20 protein-coding genes are annotated in these 26,454 nt (G+C 59.0%); 12 read left to right on the top strand and 8 right to left on the bottom strand.

The window, feature by feature from the left end:
* The first annotated feature begins 162 nt into the window (after positions 1–162).
* The 5 genes from ubiH (at position 163) to gcvP (ending at position 7,926) form a co-directional block, all read left to right on the top strand.
* On the top strand, positions 163–1,413 hold the full coding sequence (gene ubiH / locus NOM67_RS01225; protein ID WP_255933211.1) for a 2-octaprenyl-6-methoxyphenyl hydroxylase: 1,251 nt from the start codon (positions 163–165) through the stop codon (positions 1,411–1,413).
* 113 nt (positions 1,414–1,526) lie between these two features.
* Positions 1,527–2,795 carry an FAD-dependent 2-octaprenylphenol hydroxylase gene (locus NOM67_RS01230; protein WP_255935089.1) on the top strand — a complete coding sequence of 423 codons (1,269 nt, stop codon included), beginning with the start codon at positions 1,527–1,529 and terminating at the stop codon, positions 2,793–2,795.
* Positions 2,796–3,212: 417 nt separating this feature from the next.
* The gene (gcvT, locus tag NOM67_RS01235; protein WP_255933212.1) at positions 3,213–4,310 is read left to right on the top strand and encodes a glycine cleavage system aminomethyltransferase GcvT; all 1,098 of its coding nucleotides are present in this window, start codon (positions 3,213–3,215) and stop codon (positions 4,308–4,310) included.
* A gap of 89 nt (positions 4,311–4,399) precedes the next feature.
* Positions 4,400–4,789, top strand: coding sequence for a glycine cleavage system protein GcvH (gene gcvH, locus NOM67_RS01240; protein WP_033116021.1), 390 nt, complete (start codon positions 4,400–4,402; stop codon positions 4,787–4,789).
* Positions 4,790–5,049: 260 nt separating this feature from the next.
* Positions 5,050–7,926 (top strand): aminomethyl-transferring glycine dehydrogenase, encoded by a 2,877-nt coding sequence (gcvP, locus tag NOM67_RS01245; RefSeq protein ID WP_255933213.1) that lies wholly within the window; start codon positions 5,050–5,052, stop codon positions 7,924–7,926.
* 77 nt (positions 7,927–8,003) lie between these two features.
* Here gcvP and NOM67_RS01250 read toward each other — a convergent pair whose 3' ends face one another.
* Complete coding sequence (locus NOM67_RS01250) at positions 8,004–9,557, bottom strand: PAS domain-containing methyl-accepting chemotaxis protein (RefSeq protein WP_255933214.1); 1,554 nt, start codon at positions 9,555–9,557, stop codon at positions 8,004–8,006.
* Positions 9,558–9,753: 196 nt separating this feature from the next.
* Between NOM67_RS01250 and NOM67_RS01255 the strand changes: the two genes are divergently transcribed.
* Positions 9,754–10,464, top strand: a complete 711-nt coding sequence (locus NOM67_RS01255; RefSeq protein WP_255933215.1) for an HAD family hydrolase — start codon at positions 9,754–9,756, stop codon at positions 10,462–10,464.
* 81 nt (positions 10,465–10,545) lie between these two features.
* Here NOM67_RS01255 and NOM67_RS01260 read toward each other — a convergent pair whose 3' ends face one another.
* The gene (locus NOM67_RS01260; protein WP_370689114.1) at positions 10,546–11,622 is read right to left on the bottom strand and encodes a permease; all 1,077 of its coding nucleotides are present in this window, start codon (positions 11,620–11,622) and stop codon (positions 10,546–10,548) included.
* Between the two features lie 108 nt (positions 11,623–11,730).
* On the opposite strand from NOM67_RS01260, the gene NOM67_RS01265 reads away from it, so the two are divergent.
* A complete protein-coding gene (locus NOM67_RS01265) occupies positions 11,731–12,066 on the top strand; it encodes a helix-turn-helix transcriptional regulator (protein WP_255933217.1) in 336 nt (111 codons plus the stop codon).
* 66 nt (positions 12,067–12,132) lie between these two features.
* Here NOM67_RS01265 and NOM67_RS01270 read toward each other — a convergent pair whose 3' ends face one another.
* Positions 12,133–13,515, bottom strand: coding sequence for an amino acid permease (locus tag NOM67_RS01270; protein ID WP_156852039.1), 1,383 nt, complete (start codon positions 13,513–13,515; stop codon positions 12,133–12,135).
* Between the two features lie 348 nt (positions 13,516–13,863).
* Between NOM67_RS01270 and NOM67_RS01275 the strand changes: the two genes are divergently transcribed.
* Complete coding sequence (locus NOM67_RS01275) at positions 13,864–14,187, top strand: hypothetical protein (RefSeq protein ID WP_255933218.1); 324 nt, start codon at positions 13,864–13,866, stop codon at positions 14,185–14,187.
* Between the two features lie 121 nt (positions 14,188–14,308).
* Here the strand turns inward: NOM67_RS01275 and NOM67_RS01280 are convergent, their stop codons facing one another.
* The gene (locus NOM67_RS01280) at positions 14,309–15,121 is read right to left on the bottom strand and encodes a pyruvate, water dikinase regulatory protein (RefSeq protein WP_033116017.1); all 813 of its coding nucleotides are present in this window, start codon (positions 15,119–15,121) and stop codon (positions 14,309–14,311) included.
* A gap of 318 nt (positions 15,122–15,439) precedes the next feature.
* Here NOM67_RS01280 and ppsA point away from each other — a divergent pair, with 318 nt between their 5' ends.
* On the top strand, positions 15,440–17,818 hold the full coding sequence (gene ppsA / locus NOM67_RS01285) for a phosphoenolpyruvate synthase (protein WP_255933219.1): 2,379 nt from the start codon (positions 15,440–15,442) through the stop codon (positions 17,816–17,818).
* A gap of 69 nt (positions 17,819–17,887) precedes the next feature.
* On the opposite strand, the gene NOM67_RS01290 is transcribed toward ppsA, so the two are convergent.
* Both NOM67_RS01290 and NOM67_RS01295 read right to left on the bottom strand, forming a co-directional pair.
* On the bottom strand, positions 17,888–18,346 hold the full coding sequence (locus NOM67_RS01290) for a hypothetical protein (protein ID WP_201929960.1): 459 nt from the start codon (positions 18,344–18,346) through the stop codon (positions 17,888–17,890).
* A gap of 18 nt (positions 18,347–18,364) precedes the next feature.
* Complete coding sequence (locus NOM67_RS01295; RefSeq protein WP_255933220.1) at positions 18,365–20,239, bottom strand: S8 family serine peptidase; 1,875 nt, start codon at positions 20,237–20,239, stop codon at positions 18,365–18,367.
* 461 nt (positions 20,240–20,700) lie between these two features.
* On the opposite strand from NOM67_RS01295, the gene NOM67_RS01300 reads away from it, so the two are divergent.
* A complete protein-coding gene (locus NOM67_RS01300; protein ID WP_255933221.1) occupies positions 20,701–21,528 on the top strand; it encodes a MetQ/NlpA family ABC transporter substrate-binding protein in 828 nt (275 codons plus the stop codon).
* An 80-nt stretch (positions 21,529–21,608) separates the two neighbouring features.
* On the opposite strand, the gene NOM67_RS01305 is transcribed toward NOM67_RS01300, so the two are convergent.
* On the bottom strand, positions 21,609–23,459 hold the full coding sequence (locus NOM67_RS01305) for a DUF3413 domain-containing protein (protein WP_104015105.1): 1,851 nt from the start codon (positions 23,457–23,459) through the stop codon (positions 21,609–21,611).
* Positions 23,460–23,506: 47 nt separating this feature from the next.
* Positions 23,507–23,734, bottom strand: a complete 228-nt coding sequence (locus tag NOM67_RS01310) for a YejL family protein (RefSeq protein ID WP_005344699.1) — start codon at positions 23,732–23,734, stop codon at positions 23,507–23,509.
* Positions 23,735–23,807: 73 nt separating this feature from the next.
* Between NOM67_RS01310 and yejK the strand changes: the two genes are divergently transcribed.
* The gene (gene yejK / locus NOM67_RS01315) at positions 23,808–24,869 is read left to right on the top strand and encodes a nucleoid-associated protein YejK (RefSeq protein ID WP_255933222.1); all 1,062 of its coding nucleotides are present in this window, start codon (positions 23,808–23,810) and stop codon (positions 24,867–24,869) included.
* Between the two features lie 395 nt (positions 24,870–25,264).
* On the top strand, positions 25,265–26,446 hold the full coding sequence (malE, locus tag NOM67_RS01320; RefSeq protein ID WP_033116010.1) for a maltose/maltodextrin ABC transporter substrate-binding protein MalE: 1,182 nt from the start codon (positions 25,265–25,267) through the stop codon (positions 26,444–26,446).
* Positions 26,447–26,454: the final 8 nt, after the last annotated feature.

A 26,454-nucleotide genomic window follows, 5' to 3' on the forward strand; every position in this document is an offset into this window, starting at 1 on the left:
AAGCCTGCCTCCTTTTGCAAGAGCGCCAACAGGCGCTCTTTTTGTCGGCCATATTCTGGCTAACCCTGTGAGCCATAACCGCTTTTTTGCCCTCAAGCGCACATCCGCCGGTCGCCTTTGTGGTAGCATGAGGCCACGTTTTTCACTTCTCCCTCTCTGCTTATGCCCCAATCTGATGTGCGACAGGTCGATGTGACGCTGGTCGGTGGTGGAATGAGTGGTGCCGTGCTGGCCCTCTCGCTGGCGGCCCTGCGCAAGCCGGACGGCTCGCCCCTCGATATCCTGCTGCTGGAGGCGAGTGCCCCCGAGCCGCAACCATCCGCAACCCCTGCTCACCCCGGTTTTGATGCGCGCGCCATTGCGCTCTCGGCCGGTACCTGCGAAGCCCTTGAGCGGCGCGGACTCTGGCCCCTGTTTGCTCCCCATTGTGCCCCCATTACCCATATCCATGTCTCGGATCGCGGCCACAGCGGTCAGACTCGCCTCTCGGCGGCGGAGTACGGGCTGCCTGCGCTCGGTCAGGTGATCGAGTTGGCGGCGGCGGGCAGTGAGTTGCAGCGGGCGATGGCCGCTATTTCGCACATCAAGGTGATCTGTCCGGCCAAATTGCGCGAGGTAGCACCGCGGGAGGAGGGGGTGACTCTCACCCTCGAGAGCGGTGAGCAGATTGATACCCGACTGCTGGTGGCGGCGGACGGGGGCAACTCCTTCGTGCGCCAGCAGTTAACGCTGCCGGTGAGCCGTCACGACTATGAGCAGAGCGCCATCATCGCCACCGTTAAAACGCAGCAGGATCCGGCGGGCCGTGCATTCGAACGTTTTACCGAGAGCGGGCCGCTGGCGCTGCTGCCGATGCAGGACGGCCTCTCTTCGCTGGTGTGGAGTGTCAGACGGGACGAGGTGGATGAGCTGATGGCGCTCGATGATGCCGCCTTCCTTGGCCGCTTGCAGCAGGCCTTTGGCTGGCGGCTCGGTCGCTTCGAGCGATGTGGCGTGCGCAACGTCTACCCGCTGATCCTGACCGCCTGTGACTACCCGCTGGCCCAACGTACCGTGCTGGTGGGCAATGCAGCGCATGCCCTGCACCCCATTGCCGGGCAGGGTTTCAACCTCGGGATGCGGGATCTCGACCTGCTTACCGGGGCGGTGGCCAAGGCGCTGGCAGAGGGCGAGGATATCGGCAGCTTCAAGGTGCTGAGCGGTTACTGGCAGCTGCGTCAGCGCGATCAGGAGCAGACCGTCTGGCTCACCTCCTCGCTGGCTCAGCTCTTCTCCAACAGCCACGATCCGCTGGTGGCCGGGCGCAATCTGGCGCTCTCCCTGATGGGGCGCCTGCCGTGTCTCAAGGCGCCGCTCGCTGCACGAACTCTGGGGTTCGTTGCCGATCTCTGTAGCAATAATCGGCGGCAATAAATCGCAAGAGTTCAACAAAGAGCCCAGCAAAGAGTTCAACAGTTGCACGAGGGGAGGCCATGCGCCTCCCTCTGCTGGCCGATGGCCAGCCATGAAAGGATGAGATGATGCAGATGCAGATGCAAAATGTGGATGTGGTGATTGTCGGTGGCGGCATGGTGGGGCTGGGGCTCGCTGCGGCCTTGAAACATAGCGCCCTCAAGGTGCTGGTGGTGGAGGGACAACTGCCCGACCCGCAGCTGGGGGAGGTGGCCGACAATCGGGTCAGCGCCCTGAGCCTGGCCAGCCAGCAGATCCTGCGCCATGTTGGCGCCTGGGACGGTATTGAAGCGCGCCGCCTGCAGGCCTACGACAAGATGGCGGTGTGGGAGCAGGACAGTTTCGGCCATATCGACTTCGATGCCGCCAGCCTGCGTCAGGCCAACCTCGGCCATATTGTCGAGAACCGGGTGATCCAGTTGGCACTGCTCGAAGCCATTGAAGGTGCCAGCAATATCCAGCTGCTGACCCCCGCCAGAGCCAAGAATCTGCAGAGCGGCCCGGCGGGCGCCCTGCTGCTCCTTGAAGATGGTCAGGCCATCTCGGCCAAGCTGGTGGTGGCTGCCGATGGTGCCCACTCCTGGGTGCGCCGTCAGGCCGATATTCCGCTCACCAGCTGGGATTACGGCCACCACGCGCTGGTAGCAACGGTACGCTGTGCCGAACCCCATGAGGCGGTGGCCCGCCAGATCTTCACCCCGGATGGCCCGCTCGCCTTTTTGCCGCTGTGGCAGGAGAACCTCTGCTCCATCGTCTGGTCGCTACCTGCGGCCCGCGCCGAGGCGCTCTGCGCCTGTGATGACGAACAGTTCAACCGCCAGCTCACCACCGCCTTCGATGCCCGCCTCGGTCTGTGCAAGGTGGAAGGGCCGCGCAGCGCGATTCCGCTCACCGCCCGCTATGCCCGCGATTTTGCCCGCGAGCGGCTGGTGCTGGTGGGTGATGCCGCCCACACCATCCACCCGCTGGCAGGGCAGGGGGTCAACCTCGGCCTGCTGGATGCGGCCGCGCTGGCCGAGCAGATCTTGCAAAACCATGCCACGGGCGAAGATATCGGCCTGCTTGCCAACCTGCGCAGCTACGAGCGTTGGCGCAAGAGCGAGGCGGCTCGCATGCTGGCGGCGATGGAGGGGCTCAAGCGGCTGTTCAGCGGTGCCAACCCGCTCAAGAAGCTGGTGCGGGGCGTGGGATTGCGCGCGGCCAACCTGCTGACTCCGTTCAAGGAGGGAGTGATCCGTGCGGCCATGGGGTTGGAGGGTGAACTGCCGGCACTGGCCCGTCTTGACGGGATTGTGGCGTCTGTTACGCCTGCACCTACCCGGCTAAAAGGTGAAAAAAACTAATATTACTGGCCGCTTTTGGCAACAAAAGTAATCCGACAAGGCTGATGCCCCATTTTGGGCATCAGCCTTTAATTTTGGTGTGTGGCGAAACGTTTTTCTGCAAATTGTGACGAAACGGTAAAAATCAAAATTTAATCTCGGCTATGGCCGCTTGAGGCTATTTTTATCGCGCCATTTATCTTAGTGTCTTGAGTCAGTTTACGGGGAGGGGATTAGTTTTTTTTGAGCGGCACGCTCGACGGCTTGTCATATAATCCGCTCCGTTCAAGGAATCCCTCTTGCCTGGCAAGGGCAGGAGCGAGCCACACCCTGTGATCCGATAGTGTTCCCGCTGCGGCGCAGCGCTGCCGGGGTGAAGATGCGGATCGCAAGGGCTGTCGCTGAAGCGAAAAGGCTTTTTGCTAAGGAAAGAATGCGATGATCCAGACTACAGTACTGCATCCCAAACACCTGGAAGCCGGCGCCAAGATGGTGGACTTCCATGGTTGGGAGATGCCCATCAACTACGGCTCCCAGCTGGAAGAGCACCACGCGGTGCGCAGCGATGCCGGCATGTTCGATGTTTCCCACATGACCATCGTCGATTTGACCGGCGAACGGGTCAAAGCCTTTCTGCGACACCTGCTGGCCAACGACGTGGCCAAACTCACCGTCTCCGGCAAGGCCCTCTACAGCGGCATGCTCAACCCGGAAGGCGGGGTGATCGATGACCTCATCACTTATTACCTGACCGATACCTTCTACCGACTGGTAGTCAACTCTGCTACCCGCGAGAAGGACCTGGCCTGGATCCGCCATCACGCCATCGACTTTGATATCACCGTGACCGAGCGTCCCGAGCTTGCAATGATCGCGGTGCAGGGGCCCAACGCCAAGCTTAAGGTAGCGACCGTGCTGAGCGCCGCCCAGCGCACCGCCGTGGTGGGGATGAAACCCTTCTTCGGCGTGCAGGCTGGCGATCTCTTTATCGCCACCACCGGTTACACCGGTGAGGATGGTTATGAAATCGTGGTGCCGCAAGAGAAAGCCTGCGAGCTGTGGCAGGCTCTTCTGGATAACGGCGTCGCCCCCTGTGGTCTCGGTGCCCGCGATACCCTGCGCCTCGAAGCGGGCATGAACCTCTATGGTCAGGATATGGACGAGTCAATTTCTCCGCTGGCCGCCAACATGGCCTGGACCATCGCCTGGGAGCCGAGCGATCGCAACTTTATCGGCCGCGCTGCGCTGGAAGCGCAGAAAGCGGCGGGCAACCAGCCCAAGCTGGTGGGGCTGGTGATGGAGGAGAAAGGGGTGCTGCGTGCCGGCATGCCGGTCACCTTCACCGCGGCAAACGGTGAGAAGCGGGAAGGTGTGATCACCTCCGGCTCCTTCTCGCCCACCCTCGGCTACAGCATCGCGCTGGCGCGGGTGCCCCGCGATATCGGCGAGCAGGCCGAGGTGGAGATCCGCAAAAAGCTGATCACCGTGAAGGTCACCAAGCCTGCTTTCGTGCGCAACGGCCAGAAGCTGGCATAACCCCCTTACATTTGCAGGCGGGCAGGCGTCCGCCTGCCCGATTTAGCAATGAGCGTTTCAACCCGACTCAAAGATCAAAGGAAACAGAGATGAGCCATATCCCGAGCGAACTGAAATATGCCACTTCCCACGAGTGGATCCGTGTCGAAGGCAACGGTGAGGCCGTGGTCGGCATCACCGAGCACGCCCAGGAGCTGCTGGGTGACATGGTGTTTGTCGAGCTGCCGGAAGTGGGCAAGCAGGTGAGCGCCGGTGACGACTGCGCCGTGGCCGAGTCGGTCAAGGCTGCCTCCGACATCTACAGCCCGGTGAGCGGCGAGATCATTGCCGTCAACGAAGAGCTGGAGGGGAGCCCCGAGCTGGTCAACTCCGACCCCTACGGCGCGGGCTGGCTCTATCGCATCAAGCTGGACGACGCAGGCGAGCTGGCCAACCTGCTGGATGCCGAAGGCTACCAGAACGTGGTAGACGAAGAGTAATGCCGTTGGGCCCTGCGAGTGCGGGGCCCATTTGTATGGCTGCAGGCCCCGGGTCTGCAGGCGGGTGAAGTGGCCCATATTCGATCCTCAGGCTCGGCTTGAGGTCTGTTTACAGGGTGACCCCCGGGATGCCCGCGAGCATCCGGTGCCGCTTTGTTCTGACAGCGGCATAGCGAACATGAGTGAAGCCGGCACGGCTGGCTATCAGCACTGTCTATACAGGATTTATTAGCAGGACCTATTTATCAGGAATCAGGGAAATGACCCAGTCACTGTTTGAACTCGAACAAAAACACGATTTTGTCCGCCGCCATATCGGCCCGGGCGAGGAAGAGCTGCGCCAGCTGCTGGCGACCGTCGGGGCCGAGAGTCTGGACGATCTGATTGCCCAGACCGTGCCCGCCGCCATTCGCCTGCCGGGCCCGCTCGGCATCGGTGCCGGCATGACCGAAGTGGAGGCGCTGGCCAAGCTCAGGGGCTATGCCACCCAGAACAAGATTGCCAAGAGCTATATCGGCATGGGTTATCACGATACCCATGTGCCCCACGTCATTTTGCGCAACGTGCTGGAAAACCCGGGCTGGTATACCGCCTACACCCCGTACCAGCCCGAGCTGGCGCAGGGCCGTCTCGAAGCCCTGCTCAACTTCCAGCAGCTGACGCTGGATCTCACCGGCATGGATCTGGCGAGTGCCTCCCTGCTGGATGAAGCGACCGCCGCCGCCGAGGCGATGGCGTTGGCCAAGCGGATGGCCAAGTCCAAATCCAACCTCTTCTTCGTGGCCGATGATGTGCACCCGCAGGTGATCGATGTGGTCAAGGAGCGTGCGGTTCACTTCGGTTTCGACGTGGCGGTCGGCGCCGCGAGCGATGCAGTGAGCGAAGGGGTGTTTGGTGCCCTGTTCCAATACCCCACCACCACCGGTGAGGTGAAAGATCTGCGCGCCCTGATTGCCGCCGTACAGGCCCAGAAAGGGCTGGCCTGCGTCAGCGCCGACTTGCTCTCCCTGCTGCTGCTCAAATCCCCGGGTGAGCTGGGCGCCGACGTGGTGTTGGGCTCCGCCCAGCGCTTTGGTGTGCCCATGGGCTACGGTGGCCCACATGCCGCCTTCTTCGCCACCCGAGATGCCTACAAACGTTCCATGCCGGGTCGCATTATCGGTGTCTCCAAGGATGCCCGCGGCAAGGCCGCGCTGCGTATGGCGATGCAGACCCGCGAGCAGCATATCCGCCGCGAGAAGGCCAACTCCAACATCTGTACCGCACAGGTGTTGCTGGCCAACATGGCGAGCTTCTACGCCGTCTACCACGGCCCGGTGGGGCTGAAAACCATCGCCTCCCGCGTGCACCGTCTCACCACCATTCTGGCGCTCGGCCTCAAGGCCAAGGGCGTGGCCCTCAAGCATGCCAGCTGGTTTGATACGATCACTGTGCTGACCGCTGGCAAATCTGAGCTGATCGCCAAGGCCGAGGGGCTGGGCATCAACCTGCGTGCGGATCTCGACGGTGCGGTAGGGGTGTCACTCTCTGAAACCACCACCCGCGCTGATGTGGCCGAGCTGTTCGATCTGTTCCTCGGTCAAGGCCACGGCTTGGATATCGAGGCCCTCGACCAGGCGGCGCAGGCCCATCACGCCATCCCGCAGGATCTGCTGCGCACCGATGCCGTGCTGACCCACGAGGTGTTCAACAAGTACCACTCCGAAACCGAGATGCTGCGTTATATCCACCGTCTCGAAGCCAAGGATCTGGCGCTCAACTACGCCATGATCTCCTTGGGTTCCTGCACCATGAAACTCAACGCCACCGCCGAGATGATCCCGGTGACCTGGCCCGAGTTCGGCAAGCTGCACCCGTTCGCCCCGCTGGCGCAGGCCAAGGGCTATCAGCTGTTGCTGGCCGACCTCGAAAACTGGCTGGTGAAGGTGACCGGTTACGATGCGGTCTGCATGCAGCCCAACTCCGGGGCGCAGGGTGAGTACGCTGGTCTCTTGGCCATCAAGAAGTACCACGAATCCCGCGGCGAGGGGCATCGCGACATCTGCCTCATTCCGGCTTCTGCCCACGGTACCAACCCGGCCTCTGCCCAGATGGCGGGGCTCAAGGTGATCGTCACCGCCTGTGACAAGTCGGGCAACGTGGATCTCGACGACCTGCGCGCCAAGGCGGCCGAGGCGGGGGATCAACTCTCCTGCCTGATGGTGACCTACCCCTCTACCCACGGGGTGTATGAGGAGACCATCAAGGAGGTGTGCGACATCGTTCACCAGCACGGTGGTCAGGTCTATCTGGACGGCGCCAACATGAACGCGCAAGTCGGGCTGACGGCGCCGGGCTTTATCGGGGCGGACGTCTCTCACCTCAACCTGCACAAGACCTTCGCCATTCCTCATGGCGGTGGCGGCCCGGGCATGGGCCCCATCGGCGTGAAGAAACATCTGGCACCGTTCGTGGCCGGTCACGCCGTAGTCAAGACCGACAAGGAGAGCCGCAACAACGGCGCCGTGTCGGCTGCACCGTTCGGTTCGGCCAGCATCCTGCCCATCAGCTGGATGTACATCGCCATGCTGGGTGACGAAGGACTGAAGAGATCCACTCAGGTGGCCATCCTCAACGCCAACTATCTGGCCAAGAAGCTGGGTGAATCCTTCCCGGTGCTCTATTCCGGACGCAACGGCCGGGTGGCTCACGAGTGCATCCTGGATATCCGCCCGCTCAAGGAGGCTTCCGGCATCAGCGAGATGGACGTAGCCAAGCGGCTGATGGACTACGGCTTCCACGCGCCGACCATGAGCTTCCCGGTAGCGGGCACCCTGATGGTCGAACCGACCGAGTCGGAATCCAAGCGCGAGCTGGACCGCTTCGTCGAGGCGATGACGTCCATCCGCGCCGAGATTGCCAAGGTGCAGGAGGGGCAGTGGAGTCTCACCGACAACCCGCTGGTCAATGCACCGCACACCCAGGATGATGTGATGGATGCAGAGTGGAATCGTGGCTACAGCCGCGCCGAGGCGGTCTTCCCGTCCGAGGCCGTGCGCGCTAGCAAACTGTGGCCGTCGGTCAACCGCATCGACGACGTCTACGGCGATCGCAACCTGTTCTGCGCCTGTATCCCGACCGAGGATTACGCCAAGTAAGGGCGTGTTTGGAGTAAACCAATAAACAACAGGGCCACCCAAACGGGTGGCCCTGTTTGCTATGGGAAGGTTGGCCGCTAGCCGAAAGTGCGACTCAAATCTTTGAGCTGGCTTGCCTTGTTCAGCAGGCTGGCGCTGGTCTCGCTCACCTTGTCGATCTTGAGGCTGTTATCGTGGGAGAGCGAGGAGATCAGGTTGATATTGCGGCTGATCTCTTCGATGACAGCTTGCTGTTGGGTGGCCGCGGCGGAAATCTGGTTGGAAAAATCCGAGACCTTGTCGATCTCGACCACGACCTGATTCAGGTTGCCGGTACTTGCCCGGGTGGTGGCAAGACAGGCGTTGGTACGAGTCACATTGAGGTGCATCATCTCTTTCCATCCCCCCAGCGTGTGCTGGATGTGGCCGATGCTGCTCTGGATCTGCTCGGTAGCCTTGTGGGTACGGGTAGACAGGTTGCGCACCTCATCGGCGACTACGGCAAAACCGCGCCCCTGTTCGCCCGCTCGTGCCGCTTCGATGGATGCATTGAGTGCCAGCAGGTTGGTCTGATCCGCAATGCCGCGAATTTCAGTCATGATGCTGCCGATCCGCTCCGATTCGCTGGCCAGCTCGACGGCTGACTGGAATGCCTGCTCCGCTTGGGTGGCCAGCGCCGACATCTCTTCTCCCGCTTCCGAAAGCTGGGTGCTGGTGGTGATGCAGTGGCTGCGGGCCTCTTCGATCTGGTGGTTGCTGTCCTGAATATTGCGGTTGATCTCCTCGGCGGCCGAAGCCATCTGGGTGACGGCGGTGGCTATCTGCTGGATCTGCGTATCCTGCGAGGAGATATCTTTACTGGCCAGCGAGGCTGAACCTTGCAGATCGTTGGCCATGCTGTTGAGCGAGCCCGTTGCATCGTCAACCCGGCCGAGCACGGTACGGATCCTAGCTTGCCCGAGTTTGATATGGAAATCGGCGATGCTATGGGGGGCATCACCCGAGAAGATGAGACGGCTGATGCTGTCGTAATCCTGCTCGAGCCGCTGCAGGTATCTTGGTGTCAGAAAGAGCGGGTGGCGGTTTAGCCAGAGCACGGCCAGCAGAGGAGCGATGACCAGCAAGGCCTGGATGGGGGGGAGTAGCCAGAGAGCCATGGCGGCGCAAACCAGAAGCAGCGGAATGCTGAACATGGTCGGCGTCAGCAGGTTCTGGCCAAAACGGATGGCGGAGCCGCTTTCGCGAGCCCTGAGTACCTTGTACATTTTATCGGCCCGAGCCTTGTGTTCCGGGGCGGGACGACAGCGAACCGACTGGTAACCCGAGATCTGGCCCCCCTCATAGATAGGGGTGACATAGGCGTCAACCCAGTAGTAACGGCCATCCTTGCAGCGATTCTTGACCAGCCCGCGCCATGGTTTCCCAGCCTGCAGATGGGCCCAGAGATCGGCAAATGCCGCTTTGGGCATGTCCGGGTGGCGGACCAGATTGTGGTGCTGGCCGATCATCTCTTCGAGGCGGTACCCTGCCACCTGGCAAAACGCCGGGTTGGCGTAGGTGATGTCCCCTTTGAGGTCCGTGGTCGATACCAGCTGGATGTTGTCGGTCAACTCTACTTCGGTATCTATGGTGTGAAGCGCGCTGCTGGCCATGATCAGGCTCCGGTGTTGAGTAACGGAATGCTTCATCTGAGTATGACAGAGAGCCTCATTATTGTGTCTTTACACATTAAAAAATTGTGCTACTGCAGCAGCACTTGCTCCCCTGTTATTGGCGCCATGGTTTGGCGTGAACGCTCTGGCCAAGTAACATGGCATCATGTGATGTAACGCTGTAAAAGGGCTAAGAATGAAGTTGGACGCAATTTTGTGGGATTACGATGGCACCCTGGTCAATTCGGTGCCCAAGAATATCGACATCACCAAAAATATTCTGGCCGAGGTGGCGCCTCATCTGACCGGCGACAATCTACCCCGCTATTTGCGCAGTGAAGCCGACTATCACTATGCCAACCATGCTGCCAAAAATTGGCAGGCCCTCTATGTCGACTTCTACGGTCTGTCACAGACCGAGATGCTGCAGGCCGGTTCGCTCTGGGCAAAGCATCAGGAGATTAACCAAACAGAAGTGCATTTCTTTGCCGGGCTGGAGGCTGTGATAGGCCACTTTTCTGAGGTTCCTCACGGGATCTGTTCGCAAAATTCCCAGAAAAATATCCGCCGGGTGCTGGAGCAGCATGGCGTGAACGGACAGTTCAAGGCTGTGGTGGGTTACGATGATGTCCCCGCGCAGCAGCAAAAGCCGCACCCCTTGGGTGGCATCAAATGCCTGGAGTCTATTTTGGGGACTATACAGAGCGCATCACTGCTCTATATCGGCGATCATGAGGCGGATGTGCAGTTTGCTCGCAATCTGCAAGCCGAGCTTGGCGACACCGCACGGGTTATCTCTGTTGCTGTCGCCTATAGCCACTCAACTCCGGAGCTGTGGGAGCACAAGCCCGATCATATTGCCCGCAAAGTTGAGGAGTTGTATCCCATCATCCAGCAACATCTGTAACGGTAAGCCACGGATTTTTGTCCGTGATAAATAAGACGCCGATCATCCGATCGGCGTTTTTCATATCTGGGGGGATGGTTGTTAGAACAGCAACTGCGTGAGGTAGCCCATCAGGACAGCCATGCCGAGGATCACGGTCAGAAAGGCCACTATCATGGGGGCTTTGAACATCGATCTGAGCAAGATCACTTCAGTCAGGCTGGCACCGGCGCTGCCGATGATAAGGGCCATCACGGCGCCCATACCCATCCCTTTGCCCAGCAGGACCGAGGCGAGAGGAATGACTGCCTCGGCACGAATATAGAGCGGGATCCCGACGATGGCGCTGAAGGGGATGGCCAGCGGGTTGTCGGCGCCGGCATGGGCGGCGATCCACTCGGCTGGAATAAAGCCATAGATGAAAGAGCCGATGAGTACGCCAAGCAGCAGGAAGGGCAGTACATCGCGAAATTGCTGCCAGGCATCGGAACCTGCCTTGCGCAACTGGGCAGGCAGCATTTCTGTAGCAACCGGGGGCGTAGCTGTATCCGGGCAGCACGAGAGGGTGGGGACCTCTGCACTCAGGGCTGAGGTACTACAGCAGGTGGCGCTTGCCATCGACCGTATGGCCTTGATGGGACTTGCGTTGGTTGTGCAGCAGGCGGTTTGCGCCGGAGAGGATCTCTTGGGGCCGGGTTTGCAACCGGTGGTGCAACTACCGGAGATTGCCTCTTTGGCATCAATGACATGCCGTTCGAACCCCATCTTGTCGAGCAGCAGGCTGGCCAGCATGGAGACGCTGGCGGAAATCACTGCGTAGAGCAGTGTCACTTTCCAGCCGAATGTGGCCCACATCAGGCCGACGATGATGGGATTCAAGAGCGGGGAGATGAAAAGAAAGGTGATGGTCGGGCCAAAGCCGGCTTTGGCGGAGAGCAATCCTCTCAGCATGGGGATGGTGGAGCAGCTGCAAAAAGGGGTGATGGCACCGAGCAACGCAGAGAGCAAGTAGCCTCTGCCTTTACGTGCCCCCAGCAGGCGCTGGATCTTTTCATCGGGGATCTTTTGCCGTAGCAAGCTGACCCCTGCACTGATGACCAGAAACAGGATGGAAAGCTCAAAAGCCAGGAATAAAAACATATGGGATGCATCAGTCAGCATCGGTAACCAGTGGTTCATCATCATACTCTCTTGGTGAAAACTATATTTCTAAAATATTCGAAATGATGTGATGGTCAAGATATTTCTGGTATTATCGAAATATTACCGCGTCGCAGGGGAATGAGAATGGAGCTGGAAGAGGTTGCCAAGGCGTTGAAGGAGCTGGGTCATCCAACCCGTCTGTTTATCTTCAAGCATCTGGTCAAGGCGGGGGAGCAGGGGTTGCCGGTGGGTGAGCTGCAAAAGCAGCTGGAGATCCCGGGATCAACCCTCAGCCATCATATTGCGGCACTGGTCTCGGTCGGGCTGGTGAAGCAGAACCGCGAGAGCCGCACCCTGCTTTGCGTCTCCCAATATGCGGTACTGGAAGAGATCATCGCCTTTTTTCAGGAGGAGTGCTGCGTCAACAGTCCTACCCGTACAGAGCCGTTATCCGCCAAGGCACCGGTTGGTGAACAGTGAGCGATTCGCTTGCATAAAAAACGCCGATCAGATGATCGGCGTTTTTGCTATTGAGAAGCCAGGTTATCAACCCAGATTGACGGCTGCCTTGGTCTGGGCCTGTCCCTTGCGCTTGATGACGAAGCCGATGCCCAGCACGACCAGCCAGGCCGGGATCAGTTCGACCGAGATGCGGAAATCGGGGGTCATGTACATGATCACCAGAATACCGGCCATGAACGCGAGGCAGAGGTAGTTGCCGAAGGGATACCAGAACGCCTTGAACTTGGGCTGGACACCTTCCGCGACCTTGGCCTTGCGGAACTTCAGATGCGCGAGGCTGATCATCGCCCAGTTGATCACCAGTGCGGAGACCACCAGCGCCATCAGCAGACCGAAGGCCTTGCCCGGCATCAGGTAGTTGATGAGTACGCAGAGCAGGGTGGCGATGGCAGAGACCGAGAGGGCAACCAGCGGTACACCGCTCTTGTTGGTCTTGAGCAGCACTTTCGGGCCGTTGCCCTGTTTGGCCAGACCGAACAGCATGCGGCTGTTGCAGTAGACGCAGCTGTTGTAGACCGACAGCGCCGCTGTCAGCACCACGATGTTGAGCACGGTGGCGACCAGATCGCTGTCCAGTGCGTGGAAGATCATCACGAACGGGCTGCCGCCTTCGACCACTTTACCCCAGGGGTAGAGGGACATCAGGATGGCCAGGGCGCCGATGTAGAAGATCAGGATCCGGTAGATCACCTGATTGGTGGCCTTGGGGATGCTCTTCTCGGGGTTGTCAGCTTCGGCTGCGGTAATACCGACCAGCTCCAGACCACCGAAGGAGAACATGATCACCGCCATCGCCATCACCAGACCGCTGATGCCGTTCGGGAAAAAGCCGCCCTGAGCCCACAGATTGGTCACGCTCGCCTCGGGGCCGCCGGCACCGGAGATGAGCAGATAGCCGCCAAAGCCGATCATGCCGATGATGGCGACCACCTTGATGATGGCGAACCAGAACTCCATCTCGCCAAACGCTTTGACGTTGGAGAGGTTGATGGTGTTGATCAGCACGAAGAAGAAGGCTGCCGACATCCAGGTCGGGATCTCGGGCCACCAGTATTGGACGTAGATACCCACCGCAGTCAGCTCGGCCATGCTCACCAGCACGTAGAGCACCCAGTAGTTCCAGCCGGACGCGAAACCGGCAAACTCACCCCAGTATTTGTAGGCAAAGTGGCTGAAGGAGCCGGCTACCGGCTCTTCCACCACCATTTCACCGAGCTGGCGCATGATCAGGAAGGCGATAAAGCCGCCGATGGCATAACCCAGCAGTACGGAGGGGCCTGCCATCTTGATGGTCTGGGCAATCCCCAGAAAGAGGCCGGTACCGATGGCACCGCCCAACGCAATTAACTGAATGTGGCGGTTTTTGAGGCCGCGTTTCAGCTCTTCACCGTCTTGTTTCAAATCCATGGATCTGTCCTTTACCTATCTCTGTTGTCTCTTGCCGGTGTTGGGCTCTTCCTGAGCAGCATCGCGATGCGTAGCCAAAACCTGACGAAATCCGTATTTATTTCGTTACGCCATGTCGTTTTCAATTTTTAATCTGGACTGGCAACGGAGGCAGAATAGTGATAATTCGCCATAAATGCACCTGTTTTCCGCGCTGGGTGGTGGTGTTTTGGTCATAAACCAGCTTTTTCATTAGATTTTCAGGTTATGAGATAGGTTTTGCTTGAAATTCAATCAATCGAATTGTGTTTTGTTGACATTTGTTGAGTTGTTTTGATTTCTGGGTGTTTGACCGGGAGGAGAGGGCTGATGATGGAGAGGCAACAGGGTGAGCTGCGGCATACTCGTGACGAGGTAACACTGCTGCAGCGCTGGGTTGCCAGCGGATTGCTGGTAACGATCTGGCTGCTGATTGCCGCCAGTCCGCTGCTGCTGGTCGCGATGACGGCCATGATGGGGGGCTGGTTTGTACTGGGTGATGAGGGGTTGTTGCACCACTGGCCGTTGCTTCTGCTGGCCGGAGGTGTGGTGGGGGCGTTGGCGGGTTGTTTGCTGGCCGAGCGGATCCGCAGGCGCCACGGCCTGCTGCCCTTTTATGCCCGTTTGCTGAACAATCCCGAACTCAATCGCTAGGCAATCCCGGGCGGCTTTTCATCACGGTGGCCATGGGGGAATAACCAGAAAAAGAGGGGGAGAAGCTTGATGGCTTCTCCCCTCTTTGCATCTGGCTTGGTTTATCTGCTGTCAAGCTGGCTTAACAGAGCTGGCGACGCAGACCGGTTGCCTCGAGGATTTTGGCGCTGATCTCCTCTACCGAGTGGGAGCTGGTATCGAGAAAGCGGATCGCCTCCTGACGAAACAGCCGCTCCACGCTGGCCAACTCCTGCTCGCACTGCTCCAGCGAGGCGTAGCGACTATTGGCGCGGCGCTGGTTGCGGATCTCGTGCAGCCGCTGTGGCGCTATGGTGAGGCCAAACAGTTTGTGACGGTTGGCCTTGAGGGGCGTCGGCAGCTCCAGCCCACCCATGTCCTGCTCGATAAAGGGGTAGTTGGCGGCGCGAATACCGAACTGCAGCGCCAGATAGAGGCTGGTGGGGGTTTTGCCGCAGCGGGAGACCCCGATCAGGATGATGTCCGCTTCGTCGTACTCTTTGGTGGTGATGCCATCGTCGTTGGCCAGCGCGAAGTTGACCGCTTCGATGCGGTCGTCATAGAGCTTGCGGTTCTCCATGCCGTGGGTGCGATGGGGGCGGGGCTCGGCCTTCACCCCCAGCTCCTGCTCCAGCGGGCTGACGAAGGTGTTGAGAAAGTCGTGACTGCTCGCTTCGGCTTTCAGCACCTCCTCGCGCACCTGGGGATCGATGATGGTGTGAAACAGGATGGGGCGCACCCCGGTCTGGCGAAACTGTTCATCGATCCGCATCCGCACCTGACGTGCCTTTTCACGACTCTCCACGAAGGGGATGGTGATCTGCTCGAAGGCCAGTGGAAACTGGCTCAGTACCGCGTGGCCGAACACTTCGGCGGTGATGGCGGTGCCATCGGAAACATAAAATACGGTGTGCACGTAGAGCTCCTGTTACATCGACCAAGGGGCTGGCCAGGAAGTATCTGTCGAAACCATCCCCCTGTTGTCAACCGATCTGCCATGCCCAAGTTGTGAAGTGGCTAGCAAACCTGAGTCGTTATCTTTTTGTGTCGGCATTGTAGAATGTTCGGGTCATTCGACCATCCCCTATCTTGCTCGGGGATTTTTTTGACAATAAGTAGAAAACGTTTTCATGGTCGTTGGCAATAGAAGAAAGAGACAATAACGCACCTTACTCACCTATAAAAATCGGGCACAAAAAAGGTGCCATGGCACCTTGCCCACCAACCTGGAGACATGCAAGTGCAACAGTACGTACTCTGGTACGAGCAACTCGGAATGCAGGACGTAGAACGAGTTGGCGGCAAGAACGCATCCCTTGGCGAGATGATCAGCAACCTCTCTGGCGCCGGTGTATCGGTGCCGAGGGGCTTTGCCACCACCGCCTTTGCGTTTAACGAGTTTCTGGAGTCAAGCGGCCTCAACGGCAAGATCCACCATCTGCTCGACAATCTGGATGTGGATGACATTGCCGCCCTCAATCGGGCCGGTCAGCAGATCCGTGACTGGGTGATCGAAGCCCCGTTCCAGAGCGCGCTGGAGAAAGCGATCCGCGAGGCTTACGCCAGACTGAGTGCAGGTTTGGATGCCTCTTTTGCGGTGCGCTCCTCTGCCACCGCTGAGGATATGCCGGACGCCTCCTTTGCCGGCCAGCAGGAGACCTTCCTCAACGTGCGCGGCATCGATGCGGTCATGGTAGCCATCAAGCATGTCTTTGCCTCACTGTTCAACGATCGCGCCATCTCCTATCGGGTGCATCAGGGTTATGACCACAAGGGCGTCGCCCTGTCGGCCGGGGTGCAGCGGATGGTGCGCTCGGATCTTGCCGCCTCCGGCGTCATGTTCACTCTGGATACCGAGTCGGGTTTCAACGACGTGGTCTTTATCACCGGGGCCCACGGTCTTGGCGAGATGGTGGTGCAGGGGGCGGTCAACCCGGACGAGTTCTACGTGCACAAGCCGACCCTCAAGGGGGGACGCCCGGCGGTGGTGCGCAAGACCCTCGGCTCCAAGCTTATCAAGATGACCTATTCCGGCGATGCCAGCCATGGCCGTCAGGTGCAGATTGTCGACACCAATGAAGCCGAGCGCGGCCGCTTCTGCATCACGGATGCCGAGGTGATGGAGCTGGCGAAACAGGCCCTTATCATCGAGCAGCACTACGGCCGCCCGATGGACATCGAGTGGGCCAAAGATGGGCAGGATGGCAAGCTCTACATCGTGCAGGCACGTCCGGAAACCGTACGCAGCCGCCAGGAGGCCAACACCCTCGAGCGCTTCGCCCTCAAGCAAGCGGGCAAGGTGCTGATCGAGGGGCGGGCCATCGGTCACAAGATTGGCGCGGGCCCGGCGCGGGTCATCTCCTCCATCAGTCAGATGGACGAAGTACAGCCCGGCGATGTGCTGGTCACCGACATGACCGACCCGGACTGGGAGCCCATCATGAAGCGGGCCTCCGCCATCGTCACCAACCGGGGCGGCCGTACCTGTCACGCCGCCATCATCGCCCGCGAACTGGGCATTCCGGCGGTAGTGGGTTGCGGTGATGCCACCAAGCGCATCGAACCGGGCCAGCTCATTACCGTCTCCTGCGCGGAAGGGGATACCGGTTTTATCTATGACGGCGAACTCGACTTCGACGTGGCGGTCACCGAGGTGGGCAACATGCCGCGTCTGCCCATCAAGATCATGATGAACGTCGGCAACCCGGACAGGGCGTTCGACTTCGCCCAGCTGCCAAACGCCGGTGTCGGTCTGGCCCGTCTCGAGTTCATCATCAACCGGATGATCGGGGTGCACCCCAAGGCGCTGCTGGAGTTCGACAGCCAGAGCCCCGAACTCAAGGCCACTATCGGCAAGATGATCGCCGGTTACGAGAGCCCGCGTGAGTTCTACGTCGCCAAGCTGACCGAGGGCATCGCCACCCTGGCCGCCGCCTTCTGGCCGGAGCGGGTGATCGTGCGGATGTCGGACTTCAAGTCCAACGAGTACGCCAACCTGGTGGGGGGCCGTGACTACGAGCCTCACGAAGAGAACCCGATGATCGGTTTCCGCGGTGCGTCGCGCTACATCGCCGACAGCTTCCGCCCCTGTTTTGCCCTCGAGTGCGAGGCGATCAAGCGGGTGCGCGATGTGATGGGGCTAACCAACGTCGAGGTGATGATCCCCTTCGTGCGCACCGTGGGCGAGGCGGAGCAGGTGATCGACATCCTGGCCGAGAACGGTCTGCGCCGTGGCGAGCGGGGGCTCAAGGTGATCATGATGTGCGAGATCCCGAGCAACGCCCTGCTGGCAGACAAGTTCCTCGAGCATGTGGACGGCTTCTCCATCGGCTCCAACGACATGACCCAGCTCACGCTTGGACTTGATAGGGACTCGGGGCTTATCGCCCACCTGTTCGACGAGCGCAACGAGGCGGTCAAGGCGCTGCTGGCAATGGCCATTGCTGCCGCCCGCAAGGCGGGCAAGTACGTGGGGATCTGTGGCCAGGGCCCGTCTGATCATCCGGACTTCGCCGCCTGGCTGGTGGAGCAGGGGATCGACTCGGTGTCGCTCAACCCGGATACCGTGGTCGACACCTGGCTCTATCTGGCGGAGAAGCATGGCCGCAAGTAAGCTGCTGTCTTGGCAAGCAGAATAGAAAGGGGGCCATGATGGCCCCCTTTGTTATCCCGCTGACGAGACTTATTTTGGTTGCCGCTCGGCCCCCGACAGCTCGATCTGTACCTTCACCCCCTCGCTCTGGAGCTTGGTGGCGATGGCGTTGAGATCGGTGCCCGATTTGGCCTCCAGCAGGGCGATACCACCGCTGCTCTGCTTGAAGTTCAAGCCGTGGCGGCTTGCCAGTGCCTTGGCGGTGGTATCGTCAGCTTCCACCAGCAGGGTACCGCTGACGGTGAGCTCGGGGCTGGCGGCTCCCTGCATCAATACGTCGCCGCGACGCAGGCTCTGCTGCGGCACTTTGTCATCCAGACTGCGGGCGACCCGCTTCTTGCTGCCATTGTCGGGAATGAGGTAGGTCTGGCCGTTCACCTCTATGGTGCTGTACTGCTTGCCATCCATGGTGACGGACTCCTCGGCGCAGAGCTGTCCCGAGAGGGGGGCCAGCAGAGTTGCCAGAAGCAAGGTAACAGGTTTGTTCATGGTAATACTCCTAGCGTGTTAGCTGCGGTTGGCATCGTGACCCAGGACCCGCAGGGACCATGAGATCAGTTTGCCCGGTTGACGGTTGTTGCGCTCGGTCAGGGTGGTGCGCTCCTTGGTCTTGCGATTGAGCAGAGAGACCTGACGGGTACCGTTGGCAACGTCGGTTACCTCCAGTCGCCACTGGCCTTCGGCCGATTCACCGTAGAACTTGTGGGAGAGCAGGCGCATGTCACGCAATCCCTTGGTGCGCACAAAGCCCAGCTGCTGCTGGTCGAGAGATTGGCCAACCAGGCTGTTGAAAGGGCTCAGCAGGATGCTGCGGGTGCCGGCGGGGGAGACCAGTTCGATCAGAAGATCAGGCAGACGCTGGTGATCCAGGCTCACCATCACCTGAACCGCTTCGACCGTCAACGGTGTGGCAATGCGTGTTGTCGAGCTGGTCGGGCTGTTGCCCACATCCGGGATAGTGGCGGCACTGCCGGTGACATTGATCTTCTGCCACGGCAGCTGCACCAGCGGGGGGAGGGGCTGGTGATTGGCTGCCAGCTCAAGCGCCTTGTTGACGTCGATCAGACCGAAACCGTAAGTCGGGCTGAACCACATGCCGGCGGCATTGCGCTCCCACCCTTCCAGCCCTTTCACGTCGCGCACCTTGCCGGTACTGCTGGTGTAGCTGACCATCACGGGTTGATGTTTGGCATCGACCCGGGTAGCGCTGCGCGCCAGCAGATCCCGAAAATCGCGTACTGACAGATCCGGGTAGGCTGACATCAGCAGTGCCATGGCGCCCGAGGTGCTGGGGGTGGCGGAGGAGGTGCCGTTCATGACGCCGTTGTAGTCGCAACTGGCATCCAGCTGAGGGTTGCCGTGCAGCCGGTTGGTGCGGGGATCGTCGGTGCGGTTGTAGCCCATATCGCAGCCGGGCAGATCCGTGGTCACCATGGCGGGGGAATCGGTACCGTACTCGCCGCCGGTGGCGCTCAGGAAGACGTTGCTGCCGACGCTGGAGTAGGAGGATCTGACACCATCTGCGTTGAGCGCGCTTACCACCAGGTTCCAGAAGTTGCTGTTTGAGGGGTCGAGATTGCTGTTCTCAAAAGGCAATTTGGGGCCGTTGCCGGTGCGATTGAGCACATAGCCGCCCGCCGCTATCTTGTTGAAGCCGTTGCCGGCAGCCTTGATATAGGCGGCACTCTGCGCCTTGAGGGTTTGCTGTTCGAACAGGCGGTCGAGCTGGGCCTGATCCAGATCGTTGGCCGGACGGGGATCGACCAGGCTCATGCCATAGCTCTGGTTGAACACCCGGTTATCGCGGCTGGCATCGCTGTCGCCAAGGGCGTAGAGCCAGTCTTTCTGCAACTGCTGGCTGTTGTCGTCCAGCAGGTTGAACCCCTGTAGCTGGGCCCGCGGGGCGATCCCCTTGGTGCCGATGGCGTTGTCTACCGCCGCTATGATGCCGGAGACCGAAGTGCCGTGCGCCGTATCCGCATCAGTCGGGGTCGGGTCATCGCTGCCAGTCACCACGTTTTTTGAGCCCGGACGGACGTTGTCCGCCAGATCTGGGTGGGCGATAGCCAAGCCATCATCCACCACGGCCACATTGACGCCCTGACCCAGCACGCCGGTGCGATGTGCCCACCAGAGGTTGAGATCGTTACCTGCCACGCCGCCACGGGCGCTGAAGGCATCCTGGCCACTATTGAGCAGATACCACTGCTGATCCTGCAGCGGGTTGATGCCGGGCAGACAGCGTTCGCTGCTGCTGCGGCCGGTATCCAGTCCGGCTTCCTTGCCGGTCAGGGGGGCACAACTTTCATTTGCCTGAACAGATGCAACTGGCAGCGCCGACAGCAGTGCTGTGATCGCCAGTGCTAACGATGTTTGCTTCATTATTTTTAAACTCCATCTTATAGAGCACCTTCCTGGGTGCGAATGGAATCTACACATGGATAATGAAGAGCCAAAAGAACCTGTTTGCATAAGTTAGATCAGCCTCAAAGAAATCTGATCTTTTTTATGTTAGATATTCCATTGGAGCTGATCGTGTGTTTTATTGAGAGCATTTATCAGCGCTCGCTATTGATCTTTTTGTTGTTAGCTCAGGTGGTTAGCTGTCTTTGTTAACTGATGCCCGCTGAGCACAGCCACACTGGCGCTGTTTGTTTGCACTCCGTTCTCTTCATTCCCCATCTCTTCGTCGCCAGGCTCATAAGCTTCCTCATTTTTGTCGCTTGGTATTGGTAGCCGACTCTGATAAGTTGTCTTTCATTAGCCATTTGGACGTCCAGATTTCCAATTTGAAATCAGTAGTCCGCTATCACCTTGATGAGTCTTGAGACAGGGAGTCTTGTATGTTGCGTCGCACCTTCTGGTTTTGTTCTCTATTGCTCTTGCTGAGCGGCACTCTGGCTGGCACTGCCCGGGCGGGTGAGCTGGATCGCCAAGAGATTGTGATCGGCACTACGGTGGGGGATTTTGCCGACATGGTGACCGACTCCATCAAGCCGCAGCTGGAGGCCAAAGGGTACAAGGTCAGGCTGGTGGAATTTACCGACTATGTTTCCCCCAATATTGCGCTGGCGGATGGCTCGCTCGATGTGAACTGTTTCCAGCACAAGCCTTACCTCGAGAGCTTTAGCAAAGACCGCGGTTTGTCACTGACGCCCGTTGTGCAGGTGCCCACCGGGCCGATGGGGCTCTATTCCGGCAAGTTGGCCACGCTCGATCAGCTGAAAGAGGGGAGTTCGGTGGCTATCCCCAACGATCCCACCAATCAGGCGCGCGCCCTGTTGATGCTGCAGGATCTGGGCTGGCTCACTCTCAAGAAGGGGATTAACCCGCTCAAGGCGAGCGAGTTTGATGTGGTGAGCAACCCGCACAATCTCAAGCTGGTACTGCTCGAGGCGGCGCAACTGCCCCGTTCGCGGGAGGATGTGGATTTTGCGGTGATCAACGGCAATTTTGCCGCCTCCAGCGGCATCCCGTTTAGCCAGGGGCTCTTTCTTGAGCGCAGCTACGATTTTATCAACTGGGTGGTCGTGAAGCAGGTCGACAGCGAGAAGCCATTTGTCAGGGATGTGGCGGCCGCCTACAACTCGGCGGAATTCAAGGCATATGCCGCCAAGCGGTTTGCCGGCTACAAATTGCCGCAGGCATGGTCGACCGGGCCGGTTCAATAATCCACACCAACAATTGCTTGGCGTAACTCCATAAAAAACGCCCCCGAATGCGGGGGCGTTTTGTTTGAGATAGATGCCTGTCAGGGGTGACGGTAGAAGCGGTTGAGCTCGTTCATTACCTGGATCATGGCGCCCATGTCGGGGGTGGCCCGCTTGATGGGTTGATAGCTGTTGCGATCCAGCAGCTCGAAGTCACCCTGTTTGTTGAAGTGGGTGATGGTTCCGCTCTGGTAGATGGCAAAGTCGTTCTGATCCCCGGCCAACAGCCAGTTGCGCGGGCTGAAGTCGAACAGCGAGCGACCAATGCTGTAATCACGCGGCGGGTTGCGCACCCCCAGCATCCCCTGCATCAGGGTTGGCGCCAGGTCGAAATGGCTGCTCGGCTGCTCGATCACCTGGCTGTTTCGGCCAGGCCAGGCCACCACCATGGGCACCTGCACCTGATAGAGGGAGTAGTTGCTGCCAGCGCCCCAGCTGTTGTTCTGGGTGTCGTTGAACTCCTGACCATGGTTGGAGGTGATGACCACCACTGTATTGCTGTCCATGCCCTGCAGCTGCAGCTTGGTCAGCATCTCTTCCAGCAACTGGTCGGTATAGAAGACCGAGTTCTTGTAGCGATTCTCCAGCTTCACCAGGTTTTCCGCCCGATAGGCGGTGGCCGGATTGAAGTTGGTCAGCTCCGGCTGGAAAGGACCCTTCATGGTTGCGGGCAGCTGGTAGTCGCCAGGACTTGAGAGATAGACCAGCGAGAACCAGGGGCGCTCCGGCGTGCGCTTCTCCAGCCACTGCTGCCAGTCGGTCAGCAGCTTGCCATCGTTGGTCTGCTCGGAGACAAACACCTGTTTGCGCAGACCTGCGAGGATGCTCTTGCGATACTTCTGGCCATCTTCTATCGCCCCGAACAGGCCGAACTGGTAATCCTGGCGCAGCAGTTCGTCAAACAGCACCGGCGGGCGTTTGTCGCTGCTGATCTCTTTGTAGTAGTGACCGGGCAGGCCATAAAAGAGGCTGAACATCCCCATCAGGTCATCGTTGCCGCCGCTAAGGTGATTGCGGAAGCTGAGATGCTGATCCGCATAGCGCTGCAGATTGGGCATGTTGATGTTGTTGAGCATGTCAAAGCGCAGCGAATCGACCACCACAATCAGCAGGTTGCTGTGGGTGAGGGGCGCATTGACGTTGAGTGGCCGCAGCGGATAGCGGATCCGGCTGTCACTGTCATCGCTCTGGCTGGCCGCCTGCTTCTCGTACTGATCCAGATCCAGCCAGCCATGTTTGGCCAGGAAGGAGCGGGCCGTCATGGGGTAGGAGAGGGGGAAGTTGGCACGCTGCATGGTAATGGGCTGATACAGGGTGGCATCCGCCCAGCTGTTGACCACGTGGGTCAGGATAAAGCAGACCAGCAGCGCCAGCCCTACCTGATTGCCGTACTGACGGCGCTTGCGCTTGTTAATCTTGCGCCAGACATAGGCCGACAGCAGCAGTTGCAACAGGAAGATGGTCGGCACGGCGACGAAGATGATGCTCCAGATCGAGCCCTCCTCGGTCTGGGCCTGATCCAGCAGCAACTGCCACACCTGGGCATTTAGGTGGAACTTGAAGAGCCGGAATACCTGGGTGTCGATCAGCAAAAGCACCAGCGCCAGCGTCGCCACGACGGCGGAGATGAAGCGCAGGGGCTTCTCTTTGGGCAACACGAAGCTCAAAGGGAAGATCGTCAGCAGATAGGTGACGAAACTTAAGAACGAGAAGTGGCCAATCCAGCTTACAACGAGGTAGACCACGCCAAGGGTGGTCGACGGCCAGCTGATGGCACCCAGATAACGGGTGGCAATCAGCATGGCGAGAATGATGTTGAAGAAGGAGAACCAATGCCCCCAGGTGATCAGGCGAGAGACATTATCACGATAGGGGTTACCGGTTTCGACCATAGTGATCCATCTGCGTTGAGAAACGTCAAATCAACAGAGTCGGGGACTCAGTGCGTGTCGTGGCGGTTATCGACCGATGCGGTCAGGGCCTGGACAAACTTTTCGGTGATGGCCTGACGCTGGGCCGGAGCCATACCGTTGATGATATTGGTAGTCAGGTTGCCGAGCACCATCAGACTGAGATCTACCGGCGCCTTGTGCTTCTCCAGGGCGGTGATCAGGTCGTTCATCAGGGCGTCAAACTGCTCGTTATTGTACTTTGATACGATGGGCATAATCTTCAGTTCATCTCGGTTCAAAGCGCCTTATAATACTTCACCCTTTCGGCTAACACTATGGCTTTGTGACATGAGTCTCGATATCGACAAGATCATACTTCACTCCCTGCGCCAGGGCGGCGATGGTCAACCACACGCCGATACCCGCAGCCAGACCCTGCCTCCCGACGAGGCGGTACAGGGACTGATGGCGGAACTGCATCGCATCTATAACGGCAAGGGAGGCAAGGGCTTTGGCTTCTTCGCCGACCCCGAGGCTGCCGTCGCCGAGCTGGCGGAGGGGGAAGAGGCCCCCAAGCAGCCCTCTCCCGCGTTTCGCATCGCCCTCGAACAGCTGCTCGACGAGCAGAGCGAATTTGTGCCCTTCTCGGTCAATGTGACCCAGATGCTGGTCAAACAGCTGGTGGAGCACGCCCTCGATGAGCAGGGGGTATTGCTGATTGCCAAATACAACTATGTCGGTGTCGATTATCTGATGATCGCCCTGCTGGAGGGCAAGGAGAGCGTCACCGTCAGCGAAGCGCTGGAGTTGCGTCATATCCAGTATCTCGATATTGGCAAACTCAATCTGGTGGCCCGCATCGATTTGACCGAGTGGAAAACCCAACCCGAGTCACGCCGTTATATTACCTTCAGCAAGGGACGTATTGGTCGCAAGCTGGGCGACTTCTTTATGGATCTGCTGGGTGCCCGTGAAGGAATGGATGCCAAGATCCAGAATAAAGGGTTGCTGCAGGCGGTTGAAGATTATTGCGAGAGTCGTCAGCTCGAACCGGCAGAGCGCAATGACTATAAAAAGCAGGTCTTCAAATATTGCACCGAGCAGGCGAGTGCCGGTGAAGAGATCGAGATCAAGGAGCTGTCGGCAGAACTCTCCGCAAAAGATGCCGGCGAGGGTGACCTCGATTTTTACAGCTTCATCGGTCAGGAGTACGAACTGGAAGAGCGCTTTCCGGCCGATCGTTCCACCCTGCGCGGGCTGACCAAGTTTGTCGGTTCCGGCGGCGGTCTGACCCTGAGTTTTGAGCAGAAGTTGTTGAACAGTCGCGTATTTTATGACCCGCAGACCGACACCCTGACCATCAAGGGGGTACCGCCCAACCTCAAGGATCAGCTGCTGCGCCAGTCGTAATGTGATCAAGCCGTCATTTCCGGCAAAAAGAGACTCTGCCCTGGCAGAGTCTCTTTTTTATTGGGCGAAAGGGGCAGGGCGAAACCGGGCCGGTGCTTTGTTAACAGATCAAACAAAATAAACCACCTGAAAGGGTTTTCATTCAGGTGAAAACCCTTTCATTGAGGTAATTATATTTCAGTTTGGTAATTATATTTCGGTTGTTGTTTTGAAATAAGCCGATAAACAGGGTTATTTCCCCGATTTAAGAAAATGTTTTCAAAACTTTCTGGAAGGAAATACGTAATTGCATTTCAAAAATGCGAGTTGCGTCATGTGAGGCGAATGACGCTTGGGATAATATTCACTTCGCACACAATGCTCTTACAGCGCGGAACTACTACAAGGAAAGGCTCATGAAAAAGAAATTGCTGTCATCCCTGATCGGTCTGGCCACTCTTGGCGTCGCTTGCACTGCTACCGCTGCCATCGATGAAGGCCAGCTGACCATCTGGATCAACGGTGACAAGGGATACAATGGTCTGGCTGAAGTGGGTAAGAAATTTGAAGCAGAAACCGGCATCAAGGTTACTGTTGCTCACCCGGATCAGGTTGAAGTGAAATTCCAGCAAGCCGCCGCCACTGGCAACGGCCCGGACATCTTCTTCTGGGCTCACGACCGTTACGGTGAGTGGGTCAAGGCCGGTCTGCTGGTTCCGGTAACGCCGAGCGCTGCCACCAAAGCCAAATTCGAACAGCTGGCATGGGATGCCATGACTGTTGACGGTAAAACCTATGGCTACCCGGTTGCCATGGAAGCAGTCAGCCTGATCTACAACAAGGATCTGCTGCCTGAGCCGCCGAAGACCTTCGAAGAGATCGCCAAGATTGACGAGACTCTGAAGAAGAACGGCAAGCGCGCCATCATGTGGGCCTATGACACCCCCTACTTCAGCTACCCGCTGGTGGCTGCCAACGGTGGCTACGCCTTCAAGAAAACCGCTACCGGTTATGACGTGAAAGACACCGGCGTGAACAACGCTGGCGCCAAGATCGGCGTAGGCTACATCTCCGAGATGATCAAATCCGGTCACCTGGAGAAAGGTATCGACTACGGCGTAATGGATGCCAAGTTCAACAAGGGCGAAGTGGCCATGATGATCAACGGTCCCTGGGCCTGGAGCAACCTGGACAAGAGCGGTATCAAGTACGGCGTAGCGCCGCTGCCGACCCTGAAGGGCAAACCGGCTAAAGCCTTCGTTGGCGTACTGGGTGCCACCATCAACGCCGCCAGCCCGAACAAGGATCTGGCCATCGAGTTCCTGGAAAACTACCTGCTGACCGATGCCGGTCTGGCTCCGGTCAACGCCGACAAGCCGCTGGGTGCCGTTGCGCTGAAATCCTTCCAGAAGACTCTGGAATCCGATCCGCACATCAAGGCCACCATGCTGAACGCCCAGGCTGGCGAGCCGATGCCGTCCGTGCCCGAGATGAGCCGTTTCTGGTCCTCCTTCGAAACTGCCCTCAAGAACGTGACCTCCGGTCGTCAAGGTGTTGACGAAGCGCTGGATACCGCTGCCAAGCGTATCGTTCAGTAAGCACGCAC

This window comes from Aeromonas sp. SG16 (genome assembly GCF_024436135.1).
Classification (GTDB): Bacteria; Pseudomonadota; Gammaproteobacteria; order Enterobacterales; family Aeromonadaceae; genus Aeromonas; species Aeromonas jandaei.

Bases quoted from the DNA above. Each gene is read 5' to 3' on its own strand.
- ubiH (WP_255933211.1), top strand. From the start codon at position 163: ATGCCCCAATCTGATGTGCGACAGGTCGATGTGACGCTGGTCGGTGGT.
- NOM67_RS01230 (WP_255935089.1), top strand. From the start codon at position 1,527: ATGCAGATGCAAAATGTGGATGTGGTGATTGTCGGTGGCGGCATGGTG.
- gcvT (WP_255933212.1), top strand. From the start codon at position 3,213: ATGATCCAGACTACAGTACTGCATCCCAAACACCTGGAAGCCGGCGCC.
- gcvH (WP_033116021.1), top strand. From the start codon at position 4,400: ATGAGCCATATCCCGAGCGAACTGAAATATGCCACTTCCCACGAGTGG.
- gcvP (WP_255933213.1), top strand. From the start codon at position 5,050: ATGACCCAGTCACTGTTTGAACTCGAACAAAAACACGATTTTGTCCGC.
- NOM67_RS01250 (WP_255933214.1), bottom strand. From the start codon at position 9,557: ATGGCCAGCAGCGCGCTTCACACCATAGATACCGAAGTAGAGTTGACC.
- NOM67_RS01255 (WP_255933215.1), top strand. From the start codon at position 9,754: ATGAAGTTGGACGCAATTTTGTGGGATTACGATGGCACCCTGGTCAAT.
- NOM67_RS01260 (WP_370689114.1), bottom strand. From the start codon at position 11,622: ATGAACCACTGGTTACCGATGCTGACTGATGCATCCCATATGTTTTTA.
- NOM67_RS01265 (WP_255933217.1), top strand. From the start codon at position 11,731: ATGGAGCTGGAAGAGGTTGCCAAGGCGTTGAAGGAGCTGGGTCATCCA.
- NOM67_RS01270 (WP_156852039.1), bottom strand. From the start codon at position 13,515: ATGGATTTGAAACAAGACGGTGAAGAGCTGAAACGCGGCCTCAAAAAC.
- NOM67_RS01275 (WP_255933218.1), top strand. From the start codon at position 13,864: ATGATGGAGAGGCAACAGGGTGAGCTGCGGCATACTCGTGACGAGGTA.
- ppsA (WP_255933219.1), top strand. From the start codon at position 15,440: ATGCAAGTGCAACAGTACGTACTCTGGTACGAGCAACTCGGAATGCAG.
- NOM67_RS01290 (WP_201929960.1), bottom strand. From the start codon at position 18,346: ATGAACAAACCTGTTACCTTGCTTCTGGCAACTCTGCTGGCCCCCCTC.
- NOM67_RS01295 (WP_255933220.1), bottom strand. From the start codon at position 20,239: ATGAAGCAAACATCGTTAGCACTGGCGATCACAGCACTGCTGTCGGCG.
- NOM67_RS01300 (WP_255933221.1), top strand. From the start codon at position 20,701: ATGTTGCGTCGCACCTTCTGGTTTTGTTCTCTATTGCTCTTGCTGAGC.
- NOM67_RS01305 (WP_104015105.1), bottom strand. From the start codon at position 23,459: ATGGTCGAAACCGGTAACCCCTATCGTGATAATGTCTCTCGCCTGATC.
- NOM67_RS01310 (WP_005344699.1), bottom strand. From the start codon at position 23,734: ATGCCCATCGTATCAAAGTACAATAACGAGCAGTTTGACGCCCTGATG.
- yejK (WP_255933222.1), top strand. From the start codon at position 23,808: ATGAGTCTCGATATCGACAAGATCATACTTCACTCCCTGCGCCAGGGC.
- malE (WP_033116010.1), top strand. From the start codon at position 25,265: ATGAAAAAGAAATTGCTGTCATCCCTGATCGGTCTGGCCACTCTTGGC.